General features: G+C 41.5%; 17 protein-coding genes. 12 read left to right on the top strand and 5 right to left on the bottom strand.

The window, feature by feature from the left end; translation table 11 throughout:
* Positions 1-81 precede the first annotated feature (81 nt).
* The 12 genes from FDZ78_RS00660 to FDZ78_RS00605 all read left to right on the top strand — a co-directional run bounded on the left by FDZ78_RS00660 (position 82) and on the right by FDZ78_RS00605 (position 14,822).
* Positions 82-285: a helix-turn-helix transcriptional regulator gene (locus tag FDZ78_RS00660; RefSeq protein ID WP_136408883.1), complete on the top strand. Its 204-nt coding sequence runs from the start codon at positions 82-84 to the stop codon at positions 283-285.
* A gap of 18 nt (positions 286-303) precedes the next feature.
* Positions 304-1,608: a DNA cytosine methyltransferase gene (locus FDZ78_RS00655; protein WP_136408884.1), complete on the top strand. Its 1,305-nt coding sequence runs from the start codon at positions 304-306 to the stop codon at positions 1,606-1,608.
* Positions 1,609-1,618: 10 nt separating this feature from the next.
* A complete protein-coding gene (locus tag FDZ78_RS00650) occupies positions 1,619-3,676 on the top strand; it encodes a hypothetical protein (RefSeq protein ID WP_136408885.1) in 2,058 nt (685 codons plus the stop codon).
* A complete protein-coding gene (locus tag FDZ78_RS00645) occupies positions 3,676-5,979 on the top strand; it encodes an LlaJI family restriction endonuclease (RefSeq protein ID WP_136408886.1) in 2,304 nt (767 codons plus the stop codon). Before FDZ78_RS00650 ends, FDZ78_RS00645 begins: the two co-directional genes overlap by 1 nt.
* Positions 5,969-7,264, top strand: coding sequence for a metallophosphoesterase (locus tag FDZ78_RS00640; protein ID WP_136408887.1), 1,296 nt, complete (start codon positions 5,969-5,971; stop codon positions 7,262-7,264). The genes FDZ78_RS00645 and FDZ78_RS00640 overlap by 11 nt, the downstream gene beginning before the upstream one ends.
* A 4-nt stretch (positions 7,265-7,268) precedes the next feature.
* Complete coding sequence (locus tag FDZ78_RS00635; RefSeq protein WP_136408888.1) at positions 7,269-8,210, top strand: hypothetical protein; 942 nt, start codon at positions 7,269-7,271, stop codon at positions 8,208-8,210.
* Positions 8,207-9,121, top strand: coding sequence for a hypothetical protein (locus FDZ78_RS00630; protein WP_136408889.1), 915 nt, complete (start codon positions 8,207-8,209; stop codon positions 9,119-9,121). The genes FDZ78_RS00635 and FDZ78_RS00630 overlap by 4 nt, the downstream gene beginning before the upstream one ends.
* Entirely contained in the window at positions 9,114-9,899 is a 786-nt protein-coding gene (locus tag FDZ78_RS00625; protein WP_136408890.1) for an ATP-binding protein, read from the top strand. The genes FDZ78_RS00630 and FDZ78_RS00625 overlap by 8 nt, the downstream gene beginning before the upstream one ends.
* A 5-nt stretch (positions 9,900-9,904) precedes the next feature.
* The gene (locus FDZ78_RS00620; protein ID WP_136408891.1) at positions 9,905-11,887 is read left to right on the top strand and encodes a hypothetical protein; all 1,983 of its coding nucleotides are present in this window, start codon (positions 9,905-9,907) and stop codon (positions 11,885-11,887) included.
* A gap of 84 nt (positions 11,888-11,971) precedes the next feature.
* Positions 11,972-12,733 (top strand): DUF2971 domain-containing protein, encoded by a 762-nt coding sequence (locus FDZ78_RS00615; RefSeq protein WP_240740309.1) that lies wholly within the window; start codon positions 11,972-11,974, stop codon positions 12,731-12,733.
* Between the two features lie 26 nt (positions 12,734-12,759).
* Complete coding sequence (locus FDZ78_RS00610) at positions 12,760-13,782, top strand: virulence RhuM family protein (RefSeq protein ID WP_136408892.1); 1,023 nt, start codon at positions 12,760-12,762, stop codon at positions 13,780-13,782.
* A gap of 8 nt (positions 13,783-13,790) precedes the next feature.
* Positions 13,791-14,822, top strand: a complete 1,032-nt coding sequence (locus tag FDZ78_RS00605; protein ID WP_136408893.1) for an alcohol dehydrogenase — start codon at positions 13,791-13,793, stop codon at positions 14,820-14,822.
* An 80-nt stretch (positions 14,823-14,902) separates the two neighbouring features.
* Here FDZ78_RS00605 and FDZ78_RS00600 read toward each other — a convergent pair whose 3' ends face one another.
* From FDZ78_RS00600 to FDZ78_RS00580, 5 genes are all read right to left on the bottom strand, one after another.
* The gene (locus tag FDZ78_RS00600) at positions 14,903-15,478 is read right to left on the bottom strand and encodes a metallophosphoesterase (RefSeq protein ID WP_136408894.1); all 576 of its coding nucleotides are present in this window, start codon (positions 15,476-15,478) and stop codon (positions 14,903-14,905) included.
* On the bottom strand, positions 15,462-16,247 hold the full coding sequence (locus FDZ78_RS00595; protein ID WP_136408895.1) for a metallophosphoesterase: 786 nt from the start codon (positions 16,245-16,247) through the stop codon (positions 15,462-15,464). The genes FDZ78_RS00600 and FDZ78_RS00595 overlap by 17 nt, the downstream gene beginning before the upstream one ends.
* A 20-nt stretch (positions 16,248-16,267) precedes the next feature.
* Complete coding sequence (locus FDZ78_RS00590) at positions 16,268-17,398, bottom strand: hypothetical protein (protein ID WP_136408896.1); 1,131 nt, start codon at positions 17,396-17,398, stop codon at positions 16,268-16,270.
* A gap of 422 nt (positions 17,399-17,820) precedes the next feature.
* Complete coding sequence (locus FDZ78_RS00585; protein WP_124076259.1) at positions 17,821-18,804, bottom strand: IS30 family transposase; 984 nt, start codon at positions 18,802-18,804, stop codon at positions 17,821-17,823.
* A gap of 262 nt (positions 18,805-19,066) precedes the next feature.
* The gene (locus FDZ78_RS00580) at positions 19,067-19,828 is read right to left on the bottom strand and encodes a metallophosphoesterase (RefSeq protein ID WP_136408897.1); all 762 of its coding nucleotides are present in this window, start codon (positions 19,826-19,828) and stop codon (positions 19,067-19,069) included.
* Positions 19,829-19,965: the final 137 nt, after the last annotated feature.

The following is a 19,965-nucleotide window of genomic DNA, read 5'->3' as shown; positions in this document are numbered from 1 at the left end:
TCCTTTCAATTTTATGGCATAGCATGACTGACTTCTCGGAAAAATTCGTTAACTTTGCATTAATGAATAGGACAAAACATCATGGGCAAAGATATAAACCGAATCAAAGTCATGCTTGTGGAGAAGAAGCGGACCAACAAATGGCTTGCCGAACAGCTCGGTAAAGACCCCGCCACAGTCTCCAAATGGTGTACTAACACAATTCAACCGAGTCTCGACACCCTTCTCAGGATAGCCGAGCTCCTTGATGTGCAGATTCAAGAACTTGTAAGAATGCCCGAATAATCGCTCTAATCAATTCTAATGGCTACTGTCACTAAAGATATACAGGAAGAGTCTGAAAAAATCACTAAGGTAAAACGTATAATTAAGAAACGTACGGAAAACCTTGAAAAAAAAGACATTCAGCCTACTCCTCTGTCAAAAGGTACTTCATGGAAGGAGTTGCCGTTCTCTCATCCAGAAAATACAGTCCGCATCGGAACAGTATTTTCAGGTATTGGGGCTTTTGAACATGCTTTCCAGCGGCTTGGTCTAAAGCATAGGATAATGTTTGCCGGGGATATTGATGCCAAATGCAAACAGAGCTATTTCGCTAATTATGAAATCAGCGAGGATGATTGGTTTACTGATATTCGCGATTTTGATGCAAGGAAGTATGCTGGGAAAGTTGACATCGTTGTTGGGGGTGCTCCTTGCCAAGCTTTTTCTATGGTGGGGCATCGTTTAGGATTCGAAGATGCCAGAGGTACCCTGTTTTATGAATTTGCCCGCGTGGTAAAAGAAACCCAGCCTAAAGTTTTCTTGTTTGAAAATGTAAGAGGTCTGCTTAATCACGATAAGGGCAGAACATGGCATGTTATACATGACATTTTTGAAGAACTGGGCTATGATGTAAAATTCAGAGTCCTCAACAGTTGTGACTACGGCATTCCTCAGCATAGGGAGAGAATTTACTGCCTCGGATTCAAAAAGAAAACAGATTTTGAATATCCAGCTCCTATAGACTTGGAGTATCGCATGTACGATTTCCTCGAAGACTTCATTGATACAAAGTATTTTCTTAGAGAAAAGGGAGTTAAATTCGTCACCAGTCACAAAAATCGGATGAAGAGTTATACTCAAATCAATGGAGACATTCAGTTATGTCAAAAAAGAAACCAACAATTCAATTGGCATGGTGATTTTGTATTTCATCCAGATTCTGAATTAACAGAACATAATACAGATTTCGACGAGTTCATTTTCGATGTTAGAGATGTTGAGGAGAAGTATTATCTTTCCGAGAAAGTTGCCAAATACGTATTGGCAGGAGGCACTAAGAACTTCAAGACTTCAACCGAGACAGATTTGGATGTAGCGCGTCCTTTACTTCAGTCAATGCATAAAATGCACAGAGCAGGCGTTGATAACTATGTAACTCACAAAGGGCGCATAAGGAAATTAACTCCTCGTGAATGTCTGCGTTTGATGGGTTTCAAAGACTCTTTTAAGATAGTCGTGTCTGACACATCCGCCTATCAACAGGCTGGCAATAGTATTGTTGTAGATGTATTGATAGCCATTCTTAAGCAAATGGATATCACACAATATGGTATAATCGAATAACGACAATCTTATGGCTGATATAATTTGTCGATGGAGAAATGGCACTCCTAAAACTGTGGTGGAGTTAGTGAACTCAATGCCACATGAAGTAATGTCTTCAGATCGTTTTAGGGACATTATGTCAACACAATGGGATGGCGACTTTTTTAGGACGCCCTACCAACTGGCGTGTCAACTGGGGTTGTATTATGAATCCGATGATGGGTATTTCCATCCACGGTTTGATCATAATATAACAACGGAAGAAGCTGAAGAATATCTGTACCATTGGCTTCCACGCTACTATATACCGAATCCGTATATCAGTAAAAAAGGATTTAACGATATTGAGTGCCCCACTTTCTTCTTGAAAACGCTATATGAATATGTGAAGGCACATCCAAATTGCAATTATCATGATGCCTGTCTCGCATGTTTCAAAGAAGAAGCCAAGAATAATGATGACATAATCCGCAATTATATCAACAACTATTCTCGCATTCTGACGTTTTCTTCAGAAGGCAAACTAAATATAACAGACATAGACCCAACCCCAATAATATATCGAATGGACAGATCTGATAAACAAAGTTTTTTCGATAATTTCAACAACGAAAAGAACGAGACCTTAAAGCCCATAGCAGAATCACTCCAGCAAATATACTATGGGGCGCCGGGAACCGGCAAATCGTTCACCATCGACGATAAGACCGACGATGGGAACTCGGTACGCACTACATTCCACCCTGACAGCGACTATGCTTCGTTTGTGGGCGCTTATAAACCTACGATGGAGGACGTACCCATTTCAGCCACTTATCAGACAAAGGAGGGCAGTTACGGAGAATATCTCACAAAGACAGAAAAACATCCCGGTACAGAGCGCAAGATTGTCTATAAATATGTGCCACAGGCTTTCCTGAAAGCATACGTGGCAGCATGGAGCAATCTCGACACACCTTATTTCCTCATAATCGAGGAAATAAATCGTGGCAACTGCGCTCAGATTTTCGGCGACCTTTTCCAACTGCTTGACCGTAGCAATGCGGGTAGCTCGTCATATGCCATTCATGCAGACGAGGACATAACGCAGTTCCTCAGTGGCGATGATAAAGGTTTTGCTTCTCTTTCTGACGACCAGAAAGATACTATCCGTGCTTTTGTTTTGCACAAAGATAACGGCAAGACACAAGCTGTCGGTCAAGACATTCTCAACGGCAAACTTCTACTCCTGCCGCCCAATCTTTATATCTGGGCTACAATGAACACCAGCGACCAGTCGCTTTTCCCCATCGACTCCGCTTTCAAACGTCGTTGGAATTGGAAGTATATGCCCATTGAGTACCACCCAATCGATAAGAAAACGCAGCAACCAATAGATTGGAAATTCCAAATTGGAGACAACATCTATTCATGGGGGCAGTTCCTTAGCAAAATCAATCCAGAAATATATACGCTTACCGAATCGTCGGACAAGCAGATGGGATATTTCTTTGCCAAGGCTGATAATACCACCGGCATTATTTCAGAAGAAGTATTCTTGAACAAGGTATTGTTCTATCTTTGGACAGACGTGTTTAAGGATTTTGATGTGTCGAGCGAGCTTTTCAAGAATAAGAAAGCTAACCGTTCATTCTGCTTTACCGATTTCTTCGAAGATCCTGAGGCCCTCGGGAATTTCATCGACAACTTCAATCTTGATGTCGTCGAGGATCTTGAACATGTCGGCGAAATTCAAAACGAGAAAGGCGAATGGGTTCAACCTACTTTCATGGTAGACGGAGAAAAAATTTCTTCGATGATTGACACAGTTCTGACCGTATTAAAAAAATATTTTGAGAAGTATCCTGATATCTCAACGGAAGAAGCTATTCAAGTGTGGAATAGCTTTGGGTTGCCTAAGCATGCTCTAGAAACTGAACAAGTATTTGCTGAAAGGACAGATATGTCTAAGAATAGAGCCTCAAAAGTATTCATCACTGCTGATGGACGTAAATTCTATGTTTCTGCTCAACTTAGAAAACAACACATGGATAAGTTGATTTCTAAGGCTAATGATTGGGATATCCATATTAGTCGTATTTCATAATGAAACTACTGATTGAAGAATACCAGTATAACGTAGCCGACGTTGAAAACGTGCTTGACGGGCTTTTTACCCTGCAAGACGTTGAACAGAAAGTGTCGGTCAGCTACGTTGGGTATTATTACAATCCGCACCCCAAAGTTCGCGACATAGTTTTCATTCTCCCCAAAGTGCTTATCGACGAGCAGGGATTGGTCTTTGGCGAATATGAGCCGAAAGACCTTATCCACCTTGACAATGCGAAGATGGACGAGAAGCACCGTAAGTTCCTCTATGAATTTGCCGTGTGGATTCACCGCGCAATAATAGTCTACAACGACTCGCACGAGAAGAACGAAATCGTTCTCCACCGCCAGATTCAAGACGAGGGGAAAGGCTCGCACAAGAAAAAGAGCAACACGCTCCTTGACGTAATCCTGTCGCTCATCCGTTTCAACAAGGAAAATCAGCAGTTTTTCACTTTCATACTGAAGAACCTGCACTCCGGCTTCAACAAGATAAACTGGGGCAAGACCATTGCCCGGACTACCGCCATTGTTCAGGACAGCAGCCCGACCTACCTTAACCCGGTCAACAAAAAGCGTCAGGTGAATTTCGATGAAGAGCTCATTGTGATCTTCTTCTCAATTCTGCAATACATCTCGGACACATACGGCTTCCGCTCAAACATAAACTTCGGTTTCAAGCTCATCACCGGTGCCAAGTTCAAGCGATACCTTGACGGATTCGGGCGCACACGCCTGCGTCAGATAAAGTATAAATATTTCTCTGACACCGCCGTCAAACTGTGGGATTTGTGCTATGCCTTCTTTGATAAGACATACAAAATCCGCGTCAATACCTCGCAAAGCGAATACCTGCTTGTGAAATCCTTCCACATCGTATTCGAGGCGATGATTGACGAACTTATCGGTGATACTGACATACCGCATGGCCTGAAAGAACAAGACGATGGTAAGCTCGTCGACCACTTCTATACCTACGACGGTCTGCTCATTGACGATAAAGCCGACGATGATATATACTACATTGGCGACTCGAAGTATTATAAAATCGGCAACTCGCTCGGTAAGGAATCCATCTACAAACAGCGCACCTATGCGCGTAATGTAATCCAATGGAATCTTGATATATGGCTCAATGGCAAGCCACACAAGCCGAACATGGCCGACCCATTCGAGCGCATACAACTATTCGATGAAGTTACCGAGGGCTACAATGTTATCCCCAATTTCTTCATTTCTGCTTCTATCGACAAGAAAACATTGTCGTATGAAGACTATACCGAGCCACATCCCAATCAGCCGCCTGTCAGCCGTCAGTTCAAAAACCGACTATATGACCGCGACACGCTGCTGCTCTCGCATTACGATGTCAACTTCCTATTTGTACTTGCACTTTACGCCCGAAATAATGCTGGGACAAAAGCTACATGGCGACACAGCGTTCGTGACAAGTTCCGTCGTGCCGTGCAGGATATGCTCAAAGAAAAATTTGAGTTTTACGCATTGGCAGCACACCCTGATGTCAATGCTTCGGACTACTTCAAAGCGCACTTTCAAGATACCCTCGGCAAGACATTCCGACCATACGAGAATCAGAATCATTTCTCACTTGCGTTAGATAAATCATATCCTGAAGACAACAAACGACTTCGGGCATTGCTCGGCGAAAACTTTTATGTTGTTCCTGTCGAACTCGGTAAAGACCCGACCGTTCAGTTAGAAAAAGAGCGAAAAGATAAAGGTATAGTAAATAGTCCTGATGGTATGGGTAAATTCCTTACCTGTCTTGTGCGCAAGGAAGAAACTGGAGAAGACGGTCGAAAAAATGTCGCAAAACTTTATCAACTGTTCTACAATCATGAGGCAGAGGGTGCTACTTATGTTATGCTTAATATGCCAGGAGGTGACATTTCCGAAGCCAAGTACCTTTTGCCTCTTATCGACAACACAACCGACGGATATTATGACATTGAGCGCATCTCGTTCGGGACACGCACAAAGGTAATGAAGGACGGGCAATCAATCCCGAATTATCCAACACTTCGTATCAAGATAGGCTCTTACCATCCGCTCGAACGCCGTTGCACCGAGGGCATCGTGCCTCGCATGGCAAACCAAATTTGGAGTTACTCCCAGCTCCAGAATGTCATAGCTAAATCACAATCGTATTTTTATGAGAAGAATGATGAGAAATTAATTGCGCAGGAGCCTGAAGTACAATACGCATACCACCAAGTAGAGAACGATTATATAGATGAATCATCTGATCCCGTAAATAAAAACGCCCAAAATGCAGAATAAACTTAAAATATTACTTCTATCGGATATACATTTTCTTTCTCTGCCTGCTGAGCACGACTCTCATGCTCAGGTTAGGCGTGCATTTTTACAAGATATTGAAGGATACAAGCTTGTCAACGGTGCCTTTGACGTCATTTTGGTAAGTGGCGACATTGCATACAAAGGAGTGGAATCGGAATACGATAAGGCATTAACGTTTTTTCATCAATTATGTGATGTATCTGGTTGCGCTTATGAAAGAATTTATGTGGTTCCTGGCAACCATGACAAAAACTTAAACGCTGTAAGAGCGGAACTTAGACATCTAATAAACCAAGGACTTAGTTCTGAAAAAGCGGATCATGAGCATTCTTCAAAACTATACCTCAATTTGTTAATCCGTGATAAGGAAGCTTGCAAAGCATTATACTCGCCATTTAGAGAATATGCAGAATTTGCTATCAAAATGGATTGTTGTGATTCTATAATGTGCAAATTAACAAGTTCTGAAGATTCTGTATTTGATGAGGAAAATGATAAGGCCTACTATAAACAAGAAATTGGGGTTCTTAATGAGTATCCAGTTGTGCTTTATGGATTCAATACCTGTCTCAATAGTGATTGGTTTGATGAAGATGATCATGGATTAGGTCACAAATTGTTTTTGCCTATGCTTGGGTACCACGCCCTTGTTGATATCTCGGGGACTATCAACATAGCCATGATGCATCATCCATTGGACAGAATTGTTCATTCCGAGTCAATTTCCACATTTATGGATAAACATTATCCAATCCAAATTTTTGGACATCTGCATAAGCCTGTATGCTGGGAAGATAAATGTCTTCACATTCAGTCTGGTGCTCTTCAGCCTCAAACCAGTTCAGAGGGCGGAGACGAATATTTCTCGGTATACAATATATTGGAATTAAATGTGACTTCAGATGAAAACGGAAAAGACTTCTTGCAGGCTAATCTAAGCGTTCAAAGATATAGACCAGAATCTGAAGGGTTTGAAACTCTTGATTCCGAAGGTCATTCCTTCAAGACACAATTACATCGAACTCCGAGCAGATGGAGCAATGACAATAAACAAAAATCATTGACAGAAAGACTTCCACCTGATGTTTCAAAACGGCAAATACGTCTACGCTTCCTTAATTTTCATGATCAGAAATCAGTTATCAAACGCATGAATATATATACATATAACGACAATATTTCCCTCCATGAGAATTGTTTCCATTTTCTTGAAACTGTTGACAACCAGCATAAGTATGCTACATTGTGGTCTTTAGTGAAATAATGGCATGAGTATAATATTAAAAAAACTATTAGAGGGGGCCTCAGCGCTTCCATATTCCGATTCAACAATAAGCATGTTGGAAGAGGCGGCGGTCTCTTATATCGACCTCACACGTGTATATGAAATTGTAGAAGAACTCTCTCTATGTTATTTGGGAGGTAAAATTTCCCACACATACAGACAACACATTTCATTGAAGATAGCGGAAAGTTCTCCTACAATCATTCTTCCTGAAAATGTGCTACGTCGTATCGCATTCTTTATTGTTTGGAAAATAATCATGGATACAGATGATGTCACTGAGCTTACTCAGGCAATCTCAACTACTGTATTTATGAACTTTCTTGTCATAAAAAAACAGGATTTCTACAGTATACCTAATCCTGTTGAGGTAAAAAGTATATATAAACATCATTTATCCTCACTCATACATACCAAAGGAACGTCTACAACTGGATCTGCTGATGATTTGGCAGAAAGGATATTCAATGATGATTTTGATATCAGCGAACTTACAGCCTCCGATGTATCTAGTTTGCGCGAATTAGCGCAAGAAGCGTCTTTGTATTATGTTGAAAAGTTTATTTCAAAAATTCAACATGGGAATGAGGAAGATGAATTCTTAACTACCTATAATATTGTTAAGTATATTGTAGATACTATCAAATCTCCACTCTCACCGTGCGACATTGTTTATTATCTAAAGCAAGGTCTTGGTAGCAAAGTTGCAAAACGAAAGAAACTTAAGAATATCATAACAGTCCTACCCAAATACTCTGAGGATGGGGTCTTTTCAAATTCATCTATAATTTTGCGGCTTCTCAACAACGATGTCGTACCAGAAGGGCTCCAACTATTAGAGATGCATTTCAGCGTGTATGAATTTGGGATTTACCTGTTTTACGAACTTCTTGTTGAACGTTTAATCGAGCAAACTGAGATATGAGCGATTTAACTAATTTTGTAAAGGACAATGTAGGAGATTCTATTTCTAAGGAATCTACAACAAATACAAATGGACAAATTGACGGAACGTTTTCCGGAGACGCTATTAAGGATGAAAGTTCCGTTAACAGTCTACACTATGATAAAAAGCCTACAGTTGTTTCTATCATAGGGTTCCCTGCATATGGCAAAACTTGCTTTATAGCAACGATTTATCAGATCTTATTGAACGAAGGTAAGCTTGATGAATTTAGTTTTGTTGATTCTGATACATTTGTGGGCTTTGAGCGTAGAATTTATATGAGACGGTGCTCGGTATTGGATGAGAACAGTGCTCCTCAGACCAAGAGGACTTTACGAGGAGAGGGACATATCCTCACCTTGCGATTCACCCATCCACAAGATGGAGAAAAAATTATCATTGTCACTGATAGATCGGGAGAGGACTATATAGATTGTGCAAATCAAAAAAACAAGATTAACGATCATCTATTGCTGAAGCATTCTGACTATATTCTGCTATTTGTGGATAGCACAATTCTTGTAGATTGTGCTCAAATGATGGAATTTTCAGATACTCTCTCTGACTTATTAACCAATATTCAACAGGCACAAGCCATCCAAAAATCTGCACAGATTTTAATTGTGTTTAATAAGATTGATGCCGTTGAATTGTCTACTCAATTCCAAAAGAGTAGTGATACAATTGAGGCTTTGATAAAAGAGAAATTTCCTCTCAATAACATTGTGAGCAAAAGAATTGTTTCAAATAATATAGCGAATAGTAAAGGACTTAAACAATTATTCTCTGAAATAGTCAACTTCGATACGACCGCAATTACTCATAATGATCGTGATTACGAAGGGATTGATTGGGTCAATAATATCATAAAACAGAAAAAAAATGGTTAACGTCAACGTTCTTATTGCAGGTCTTATAGGCTCAGGCAAGTCTACCCTTATTGGGGCTCTTGCCTATGCTATAAAGATGGGGAAATGCAGTTATTCGTTTGTAGATAGGCCAGAGGACTTAACTCCACTAGCGAAATTATACAAGCCGTGGTTATCCCTAACTCCAGTTAATAGGACGGCACTGGGAAATTCAGAGACATTCGAGTTTTCTCTTAAAAAGGAAGTCGGACCTCAGATAACTATATCTATTCCGGATTATGCCGGTGAAGATTTTGAAAGACTTATATCAAAGCAATCTGACATATTAAATCATTGGGGAGGGGAAAAGAATGCTCTAATTTTTCTTATTAAAGACTTTGAATTAGATGCCTTAGAAGAAGCCTTTGTTACTGAAGTAGAAAATAGGGAAAATTTACCCATTCATCCTTTTTCATTAGAATTAACGACTTCCCAAGTAAAAAATTTACTATTACTTAAAGAACTCCTTAAGTGCGTTCGATGGGAATCTGTTGTAATTGGAATCTCCGCTTGGGATAGATATGATGATAATTATCTGCCTGATACTTTTTTAAAGGAAAAAGCACCGGTGCTATATAATTACATCAGACACTATCTCCCGAAGACTAAAGTAATTGGCGTAAGTGCCCAAGGTGCGGAATATGCTGAAAACCTTCGTCAAGAACTTTCAGAAAGAACCATGAACAATACACGTTCATGGTCAGTAATCAATAATGAACGGGGGTATGATCTTACAAAAATACTTGATTTGATATCTTGATAAATATGATTATACATCAGTCCCTTCATGGTTACAAGAATGGCCATCACAAGTTAGCCTCCTCACTTTCCCTCCCAATAGAAAGCGAGAATAAAATGTTGCTTTTCAGTGACTGGTCGGAATATGATGGTGGCGTAGACGGCGATATGTCGTATCTCACTTGTTATCCATTAGGAGACAGCACTCATTACGTGGTGGCAAAAACCTGGTATGCGCAAGAGGCTGAAAGACCGGGGAGTGTCTGGACCCATTCATTAATTATTCCCATAGATGATCTTGGGGATGAATTTAATTTTGCAGCGCTTGAATGTTATTTTCATCGTCCTGATGGTTCAGAATACAATTACTTCCTTCCTCTTGAAATCTCCACGAAAGAGGAACCAATAAAAGATGGCTCAATCCAGATGTCTGGAGAGAAAGACATTATAGAAAGTGCATATTATACCCTATCACTTTTGTCTGGTAAAGTGATTATTCCTATCATACAACCATCGAGGTATTATAGAACATTACTTCTTTCTATACTTCAACACCTTCCATTGGGAATATTAAGAAACGTAACTGCATGTAGCGGGTGGTCTTCTCATAAGAAGAATGATTCATATTCTTTTAATTTAATTTTTTGTTCCGGTATAAACTCAGTTTTCGGTTTAATTAAAGAATGTGAAATACCTGTAGCTTACTCCGAACAACTGCACCATATTTCTGATTCCATTACACAGGGTAGTTCTACTCTTCCCGACCTTATTAGGTTTTTCTCTGATGATATTGAGTCAGACCCTAATAAGTTGTATTCTGTTATTGCTTTGGTAAGCGCTTTGGAAAATGCGTATAACAACGCTTCCAAAGAACTTACGTATTCAGATATAGTTGAAACTATTACTCGTTGTTTCCCCTCATCTTATGAAGGCTCAACTTTAAAAAAGTTGTTTTTTGGAAAAAATACAGCTTTACTTTTTTGCGAAGAATTAGATTATTATGAGATATTGACTACTTTAAAAGATAAGATTTTTGTTAATTGGGAATCGATTAATTTCAATCAAAATGCTTCCTCATATCTACTATCATCATTTGAAAATTATACTGCAATCTGTGAACAATTATCTTCAGAAGAAGTAAAGATTAATTGTAAAGGTAATTGGCTTTTAGAATATGCTTCCAGACATTTGCCCAAAGAGTGGATTACGCGTTTATTTACTAATAATTGGAATGTATTCATCCGATTGGCTACAATAAATCACGATATTTTATCAGGGGATTATTGGATGAATTTAGTTGATGCAAGAATTAATGAAATATTGGCACTTGTGCTTACTGACGAGTCAAATATTGATTTAGATTGGTCAAAACTAACCGTGTCCATGATTTCCAATAATATTGCTATCACAATGGCACAGATGAAAGTTCTTCATAATAAGAACTCCAATCTAGTAAATTTGTTAATGGACAACATTGACAATGGAACCATCACAAATAATTCACATTGGATTACTTTTGTATCTAACCATCCAAAAGAAACATTAACATGGTTGATAGGAAAAAATAGATTGTCTAATAGAACTACTGATTATTTAGTTACAAGTTTTAACGCTAATAGTTACCTAGTTAAATCTATGGGGAGTGGTGTATGGGAAGCTTTTTATAAATCGTCTAATGTTTTTAAGAGTCTCCGAAATTATATCTTCATGTTTGCATTGGCCCGCAATTGGAAAGATAATCTTTCATTAGCAATGTTAAAGTTGTCATTCGTTAAGATTCACAATTCTTTGTCAAAGAACAATATTAGCGAAAATGAGTGGGCTGCATTATCTCCATATCTTGCGTCCTTACCATTTTGGCAAAACTGGGACAATTGCAAAAAGCTTAGAGTGGGCGTAGTCGAAACGCTTATTTCTTTAGGCTATTCCAAAGATGTTTTATCGGATTTCACCAGTTCAAAAAATTTAAATTCCATGTTAGTAAAGATATGGGAGAAAAAAAACAAGTAGGCTTATTTCGTCTAGATGGTTTATATAAACCCGAATGTAGTCATTGACATTAACAATATCACAAACAGTTAGTAGAATTTTCGGATGAGCAATCTGCTATATAAATATCTTGATATTAACGGCGCTATAATGATGCTACATCATAGTAATTTGATGTATGCTAACGCGGCTACATTTAATGACCCGTTTGATTGTCATCCAAACTTGATTGACTTTTCTAAAGTGCCATCTGAAAAATGTAAAATATGGGATGCAAAAGTAATTGAAGATTTAGAATCTAATAGATACATAAATAATAGGAACGATTTATGGATTTGCTGTTTATCTAAAGTATACGATTCTCTGTTAATGTGGAGCTATTATAATAAACATATGGGAGTCTGCATAGGTATTAATATGGAGTATGTAAAAAAATATATTCATGTTGGATATGGTCTGATGGTAACTACGCAAGGTCAGGAAGTTAATTATAGAGATATCATAAAAAAGCCGGATTACTTTCGTGACTATAAAGATTTTTTCAATTATCAAATATTTACTAAAGCAAAAGCCTGGGAACATGAACAAGAAGTGAGATTGTATATTTTCAAACCCTCCCCAATGTTTATGGCTTTATTACCTTTTCAACAAGATAAAAATGAGCTTAATTGGAAAGAAGTCAGGTCCTTTATAAAAATAGGGCCGGAATGTTTTGATTCAATATATTTAGGTGTTAACATTAGCAATACCGATAGAGACCGAGTAATTTGTCTTGCAAAGAAGATCAATCCTGAAATAAAGGTATATCAGATGTTCCCCGATACGAATTTCTTTAATCTAATAGCTGTTCAAGAAGAAGGAATATAAAACTTTAATGTATTGCAATCCTTACGATGGCGAAGAAGTTTGAGATACGAAATAGCACTGCGGAGTTCCTGATCTTTCAGATTGAGGGGAAGGAGGATGGTGTGCAGGTTGTGTACCATAAGGAATCTGTGTGGTGTACGCAGAAAGCTATGGCGCAGTTGTTTGACTGCTCCACTGATAACATCGGTCTGCATCTGAAAAATATCTTCAAAAGCGGTGAACTTCAGGAGGATTCAGTTACCGAGAAATTCTCGGCAACTGCTTCTGACGGGAAGAATTATTTGACGAAATTCTACAATCTCGATGCCATCATATCAGTCGGCTATCGTGTGAACAGTACCCGGGCCACGCAGTTCAGGCAGTGGTGTACTTTTATTTTGCGTCAGTTTGCCATACGCGGATATGTGATTGACAAGAAACGGATGGAAAACGGCTCATTTATTGGTGAGGACTATTTCGAGCATCTGTTGGCGGAAATCCGTGAGATACGCCTCAGCGAGCGGCGTTTCTATCAGAAGCTGACGGATATTTATGCTACTGCCATCGACTATAACCGCGATGCCCCTACCACAAGATTGTTCTTTAAGAAGGTTCAGAACAAGATGCACTATGCCGTGCATGGACATACAGCCGCCGAGCTTATCGTGGAACGAGCCAATGCCGATAAAGAACACATGGGACTGACGACATGGGAGAACGCTCCTGACGGAAAGATTGTCAAGCCTGACGTAAGTATCGCCAAAAATTATCTCAAAGAAAGTGAGCTGGAGGATATGGGACGAATTGTCAACTCTTTCCTTGACTTGGCGGAAGATATGGCAAAGCGTCATATTCCCATGACAATGGAGGATTGGGCTAAGCGTTTTGATAAGTTCCTTGATCTTACCGACCGTCCCGTTCTGACTGATGCCGGAAACGTATCAGCCGAACAAGCTAAAGAATACGCTGAAACTGAGTTTGAGAAATATCGCGTCATTCAGGACAAACTCTTCCAGTCTGACTTTGACCGTTTCAACGATGACAACCTCCTGCCATTGGACATAGAATAAAACTTGAGATGAAAGCTTTGACATATATTGCGCCGGGGCGGTTTGAGCTGATTGAGAAACCGAAGCCGGAAGTTTTGGATCCGAAGGATGCCGTGGTAAGGGTTACTCTTTCGAGCATCTGCTCGTCGGACCTTCATATTCTGCATGGGGCCGTGCCTCAGGCTGAGGTCGGCGTTACTGTGGGGCATGAATTGGTTGGCGTCGTTGAGGCTGTCGGTTCGGATGTCTCCAAGGTAAAGCCTGGTGACAGAGTTGCCGTGAATGTCGAGACGTTCTGCGGCGAGTGCTTCTATTGCAAACGGGGATACGTGAACAACTGCACATCCGGTGGATGGATGCTTGGTTGCAGCATCAATGGCGGTCAGGCGGAATATGTCCGTGTACCCTACGCCGACAACGGTCTGACTCCAATTCCCGATAACGTGAGCGATGAGCAGGCTCTGTTTGTCGGCGATATTCTCGCTACGGGTTATTGGGCTGCCAAGATTTCTGAAATTTCCGAGGAAGACACGGTGCTTATCATCGGAGCCGGTCCGACAGGGTTATGTACGCTCGAATGTGTGCAGCTGTATAACCCTCGAAAGATAGTAGTTTGCGAAGCTGACAAGAGTCGCCGCGAATTTGTGCGCCAGCATTATCCAAATGTCAATGTAGTTGAGCCGACAGAATGCCTTGAAATCCTTAATACATTGACAGAGGGTCGTGGCGCCGACCGCGTGATTGAGGTTGCCGGAGGCGAGGAGACGTTTGAACTCGCATGGCGTTGTGCCCGTCCCAATGCCATTGTTACGATTGTCGCACTATACGAAACGGAACAGATATTGCCCCTTCCGTGGATGTATGGCAAGAACCTGACGTTCAAGATCGGCGGTGTCGATGCCTGCGACTGCGACAAAATCATGCAGCTGATTTCCGAAGGCAAGATTGACACGACCCATCTGATAACCCACCGCTTTCCTCTCAGCCGAATCCAGGAAGCCTACACCCTCTTCGCCAACCGCGCCGACAACGTCATCAAAACCGCCATCTCTCCCGATTGAAGAACATAATCGGGAACTTTATACATAGAAAGACAACGGCGTCTTGTTCGCAAACGAGACGCCGTCGAGAAGGTAAATACTTAGTCCGATTCAATCTGCTTTTGAATCTTGGCGCGTACTTCATAGAAAGACAGAGGTGTGAAGTTATTGTTGTCTACACCGACATCAAGCTGTGTCGGGAAAAGGTACTGAAGGCGTCCGGCGTCAATCCCGGTGTTCGATGGGCGAGTGTGCATATGACCGAACAGTTGCCACACATCGTTATGATAGCCGCCATCAAAGCACAGATAAGGAAAGTGATTCAGGTAGATTTTCTTCTTCCCGACCTGAATGCACATCGCCATTGCAACGTGCTCGAACCTGTCTATGAATCCTTGTCGGATATTCTTGAGGTCATGATTACCGAGAACGAGATAGATTCTGCCGTTTAGTCGGTCAAGAATCTTATTCCACTCTTCAGCTCCACCGAGACAGAAGTCTCCGAGATGGAAGACTACATCATCAGGCTCAACCACATTGTTCCAGTTAGTGATGATGGTTTCATTCATCTGATCGACAGTCTTGAACGGGCGATTGCAATATTGCAGTATGTTGGTATGGTTAAAATGGGTGTCGGAAGTGAAGAACAACCGGTCACCGTCAAACTTGAAGTTCATTGTCATTTATTTCTATTATGGCATCCCGGTGGAAATCAGCCTGTTCACCATGGAAGGTGTAACCAAGCTGATTGCAGATGCACCGGGTATTGCCGATGGCTTTATTTATGTTTCGATGCGAGTGGCCGTATATCCAGTATTCGATACGGCTACTGGCAATAAAGTCGCCAAGTTCGGATGTAAAGGCACCGTTTATCGGGCTACCCTTGAACTCGTCGGCCATGAGCTCGAAAGACGGCACATGGTGTGTGGCGACTATGATGTGCTTGGCCTGACTTTCCGCCACACTTCTCTCGATAAACTCACGACAACGCTCATGCTCCTGATTGAAACGCTGGGCCGAGAGACGGAACTGTCCGTTTCTGATACGATGAAAGTCAGTTACTCCGCGTTCGGTCTGATACTCATCATAAGGATGAATCTTTGCCCAAAGAGTTGACGCGATGAGATCGATGTTGGGAGCCAACTGAATCACACAGTTATAGCACGCTTTTACATTCGGACGTATTTCTTGCTGCCAGCCTTCGTGAAGGTCGTTGATGTCAAAGCTTTTGTATAGCTCATGGTTGCCGGGGATGACGATAGTCTGCCGGAACGATTCGGCACACCAATCCCAAAATGGATGTCGCCTGTAGTTGTCATCACCGAGATAGCCGATGTCTCCGGCTAATATCAGAACATCGCCGACTGCTGCCAGCAGATTCTCTTTAAGCCAACGGCTGTTTTCATGAAACTCCAGATGGAGGTCAGATGCGTATTGTATTTTCATATTTCCTTATTGCTGAGTTGTTAAGCGAGAGGACTTACCTTCTCAAGCTTATTCCATTTAGTGTTTGCGACTATTTCCTTTATAACAACCTTGCCGACTTCGTCCGCATAAGGGAGTTTCATCTGGCTACCGATGTCATCGCCCTGCATATATCGATACGCATAAGGGGTAATCTCTACAAAGTCGGTTTCCTTCAAGATTCCGAGAATATGATCGACTTCTCCCAATTCAACCGAGATTCCGGCATCAGACAATCCTATGACAGCTCGAAAGCAATCATCAAGATTCCAATAGCTACCGGTGCCGACATAAAAATGCCATTGACCATTGGTATATGTAGGGTACAAGTGAACTCTCGCATACACCACATCAAAGCCGTGATAAGGTGAGACATCGGACTTCCATCTTCTGAAATCATCCTCAGAATCAAGATTATATTCTCTTGCCTCGTGCCCTTTGCTTGAATGCCTGAAGACTTCGACATCATCTCCCGACATCTTGCCATATACAGCTTCGTATGCTATACGCCAATAGTGCATATAGCGTCTGAGGGTCATCTCGGAAAACTGCGTAGGCTCGACCTGATTCTCGTATAAGTTGATTACCCGAGGTATATCGATTCCGTCATAGCTATTGTCAGGAATCAAAGAGTTCAGGACTGATCTCTTTATCAACCCTTCTCTCCGGTAGTAACTCAAATATTTATCAACATACGAATTATATTGTTCGGGCGCAGACAAGATGTTGTCAACGAGTCCGGCAACATACTTCTCGATTTTTGAGAATATTCCGACGAGTTCATCCTCATAGAAACAATGGCGGGAATTACAATCATCCTTGTCACAAAATACATGATGGTCATAAGTGTCTCCGGTGATATAGAGATAATGGCGATTCTTATAGGTTGATACCGACAACCTATACCACTCCCATCTTTTACCCTTGACCTCAAACCAAAGACTTCTCCTCTCATCATCGCCCATAGGAGCCAGACGACTCATCGAGCCATGTATGCTGCGTATGATATCAGCACACTTCCCCGAAACGACGGTCACATCAAGACCGCGACTGTCGGGGAGGTAGAGGATGTCTGACTGAGTCAGAGCATTCTGGCGATATAATTTCTTTTGATCATTAAACTTCATTTTCATTCGGGTTATGCGTCATAAGACGCGATTATTGAAATGTGTGTCCGCAGCTAATCGCGATGGAGAAGGTTATATCGGTTTGGACACAAAAAAACGACTGTCGGGAAGCTTGGTAAGGACTTTCCGACAGTCGTTATATCTCAGTAGTCTGTATTTGTAGACTAACTTATGTCAGTTGGGTTACTGAAACGAAACGGTCGGACAGTTCCGCAATATGATGTGCCTGTTGTTGACGGCATAAGCACACATGCATTGCGTTCAAAGCCTTTTAAGCTCTGAATACTTTTGATGATTAGTATGTTGCAATGCTGTCTTGCCATTTGTTTCTTTTTTTGTGGCCGCAAAGTTAATACTTTTTCACAAATCCGCCAAATAAATTTTCACGAGAGGCGTAAAAAGTCTAATATATCATACCAACCGCAGGTTCAACTGGCAAGTGCAAAATTAGCGATTTGTTTGAAGAACTCGGTTTTCGGGTTTGAAAAACCGAGTTTTTTCCGTGGTCTGAGGTTTAGTTTCTTTGCGACATTCTTGATGTATAGGTCAGTGAAATCATTGAAATTTGACTTTTTGGGGATGTATTGACGGATGAGTTTGTTGATGTTTTCGACCGCTCCTTTCTGCCATGAGCAGTAGCTGTCGGCAAAGTAAACAGTCACATCATCAAGACCTTTGATGCGTAATCCGGCGGTTATGTCGAGGTGTGCCGCGAACTCGCTGCCGTTGTCAGTAGTGATGGTTTTAAGATATTTACGGTATGCGTACAGCATTCTCACGACAGTCTTTGACAATGGCTTGGCTCTTTTTCCGTAAGGTAGTTTCTCCATCATCACAAAGCCAGTCATGCGTTCAAGCAGCACTAGAATCGCGTGCCCGTAGGCATCAACAATAAGATCCATCTCAAAATCGCCAAAGCGTTTGCCGTCGGCCTCGGCCGGTCTGTCGTGTATGCTTGTGCGGTTTGGTATGTTGGTGGCTTTAGTGGGTTTGCGTTCGCCTTTTGGTCGTCGTCGGAAGTCGGGATGTCTGCGGTGACGGCGCAGTTCTCCGCTTTCATCAGCGTTTATAATGTTGTAAATGGTCTGTATGGATACGGAAACACCTTCCTTGGCCAACACGCCACGAATTTGTTCTGGTGACCATTGGTGGTCAATAATCATCTGTTTTATACGCCACACCAACACGCTGTCGAGCTTCTTGTTGGATGTGGTGCGCTTTCTGCGTTCAAGGGCTTTGGCATGAGCCTTTTCCCACAGATAGTGGCCTTTGGTTGTGGAATTGCGCTTCAGTTCACGACAAAGCGTTGACTGACTGCACCCTACTATGAGGGCAATTTCTTCTCTCGAAGTTTTTTTTTGCAGTAAGGCGAAAATTTGCGACCTTTGCTGCGAGGTTAATTGTCTGTACATAAGCAATACAAAATTAGTTAATCTCAGGGAGACTTCGGTCTCCCTTTTTATTTTGTATTGCCAGTATGTTCTGCTGCTGTCCGCTCTTGGGGGCGGTTTAGGCCGCCCCCGCCGCTTGGGCATCCCCTCGCCAGAAGGAGAGAGGAGAATGACTAATGCCCATCTCAAAGTTTTGCACTTCGATTTGGAATCTTCAATATATCATACCAACACTTTCAGAACATGAATGATGAATGGGAAAACACAAGAATAGTCCAATATATCAGACTTCTATCACAGCAGAGTCGTTGAAGTTGGTGTTTTCGCCGCAGAAAACATAGCCGAGGGGATTGCTGACGAGGTGAGTGTTGTCAATCATCAAGTCGGTGGAATGATGGGAATGACCGTAAATCCATGCGGAGATTCGGCTGTCGGCTATATAGTTGCCGAGTTCTGTTGCATAAGCTGCGTTCAGGACATCGCCAAAGTGTCTTTGCTCTAAAGCAGAGATGGTGGGGAGATGGTGAGTTACAACGACAATCTTCTCCGCATCGCTATCTTTGACTGCCTTCTGGATGAATGCAAAGTTCTTATCAAATTCATCGTTTATGTTTTGGGGAATCAAGCGACGCTTGTTATAAAGAATCTGCGAATAGTCGTTCATACCATTCTTGATTACGAACTCATCGACAATGGGTATTCTTGACCACAGCGTTGAAAGAATGAAATCGACATTGTCGATGCGTACCACCCTATTGTGATAGTAACCAACATTCGGCAGAAACATCTTCTGCCAGCTTTCGCCCTGTGCTGCTATATCGCCATTGTTATAAAACTCATGATTCCCGGCTATCATCAGTACTTGACGATAGTTTTCGGATGCCCATTTCCAGAACCTCAGATGCGGAACGGTTGAATCCACAAGATACCCTACATCACCGGCTATGACGAGCACATCGCCGACCGGTTCAAGCGGCAGCGACTTCATGAAGCGCATATTCTCATGAAACTCCATGTGCAGATCGGAACAATATTGAATCTTCATGGGCTGTGTTCTCTTATAAAAGTTTCGAGACCTTACTTTCTAAAGTCGAACATGGATGACAGGACTATTACCGTATCATTATCTTTTCTTCCTCCCAACAAACGCGTGTCTATATTATCAGGCGTGTCTGTCAAATC

This window comes from Duncaniella sp. B8, assembly GCF_005304985.1.
Classification (GTDB): domain Bacteria; phylum Bacteroidota; class Bacteroidia; order Bacteroidales; family Muribaculaceae; genus Duncaniella; species Duncaniella muris.
The sequence above is the reverse complement of the archived record's forward strand: the minus strand, read 5'-3'. Positions and strand labels throughout refer to the sequence as shown.

Coding starts and splice junctions, on each gene's coding strand:
- FDZ78_RS00625 (WP_136408890.1), top strand. CDS start 9,114: ATGGTTAACGTCAACGTTCTTATTGCAGGTCTTATAGGCTCAGGCAAG.
- FDZ78_RS00635 (WP_136408888.1), top strand. CDS start 7,269: ATGAGTATAATATTAAAAAAACTATTAGAGGGGGCCTCAGCGCTTCCA.
- FDZ78_RS00655 (WP_136408884.1), top strand. CDS start 304: ATGGCTACTGTCACTAAAGATATACAGGAAGAGTCTGAAAAAATCACT.
- FDZ78_RS00595 (WP_136408895.1), bottom strand. CDS start 16,247: ATGAAAATACAATACGCATCTGACCTCCATCTGGAGTTTCATGAAAAC.
- FDZ78_RS00600 (WP_136408894.1), bottom strand. CDS start 15,478: ATGAACTTCAAGTTTGACGGTGACCGGTTGTTCTTCACTTCCGACACC.
- FDZ78_RS00630 (WP_136408889.1), top strand. CDS start 8,207: ATGAGCGATTTAACTAATTTTGTAAAGGACAATGTAGGAGATTCTATT.
- FDZ78_RS00605 (WP_136408893.1), top strand. CDS start 13,791: ATGAAAGCTTTGACATATATTGCGCCGGGGCGGTTTGAGCTGATTGAG.
- FDZ78_RS00645 (WP_136408886.1), top strand. CDS start 3,676: ATGAAACTACTGATTGAAGAATACCAGTATAACGTAGCCGACGTTGAA.
- FDZ78_RS00610 (WP_136408892.1), top strand. CDS start 12,760: ATGGCGAAGAAGTTTGAGATACGAAATAGCACTGCGGAGTTCCTGATC.
- FDZ78_RS00650 (WP_136408885.1), top strand. CDS start 1,619: ATGGCTGATATAATTTGTCGATGGAGAAATGGCACTCCTAAAACTGTG.
- FDZ78_RS00585 (WP_124076259.1), bottom strand. CDS start 18,804: ATGTACAGACAATTAACCTCGCAGCAAAGGTCGCAAATTTTCGCCTTA.
- FDZ78_RS00590 (WP_136408896.1), bottom strand. CDS start 17,398: ATGAAAATGAAGTTTAATGATCAAAAGAAATTATATCGCCAGAATGCT.
- FDZ78_RS00580 (WP_136408897.1), bottom strand. CDS start 19,828: ATGAAGATTCAATATTGTTCCGATCTGCACATGGAGTTTCATGAGAAT.
- FDZ78_RS00640 (WP_136408887.1), top strand. CDS start 5,969: ATGCAGAATAAACTTAAAATATTACTTCTATCGGATATACATTTTCTT.
- FDZ78_RS00615 (WP_240740309.1), top strand. CDS start 11,972: ATGAGCAATCTGCTATATAAATATCTTGATATTAACGGCGCTATAATG.
- FDZ78_RS00620 (WP_136408891.1), top strand. CDS start 9,905: ATGATTATACATCAGTCCCTTCATGGTTACAAGAATGGCCATCACAAG.
- FDZ78_RS00660 (WP_136408883.1), top strand. CDS start 82: ATGGGCAAAGATATAAACCGAATCAAAGTCATGCTTGTGGAGAAGAAG.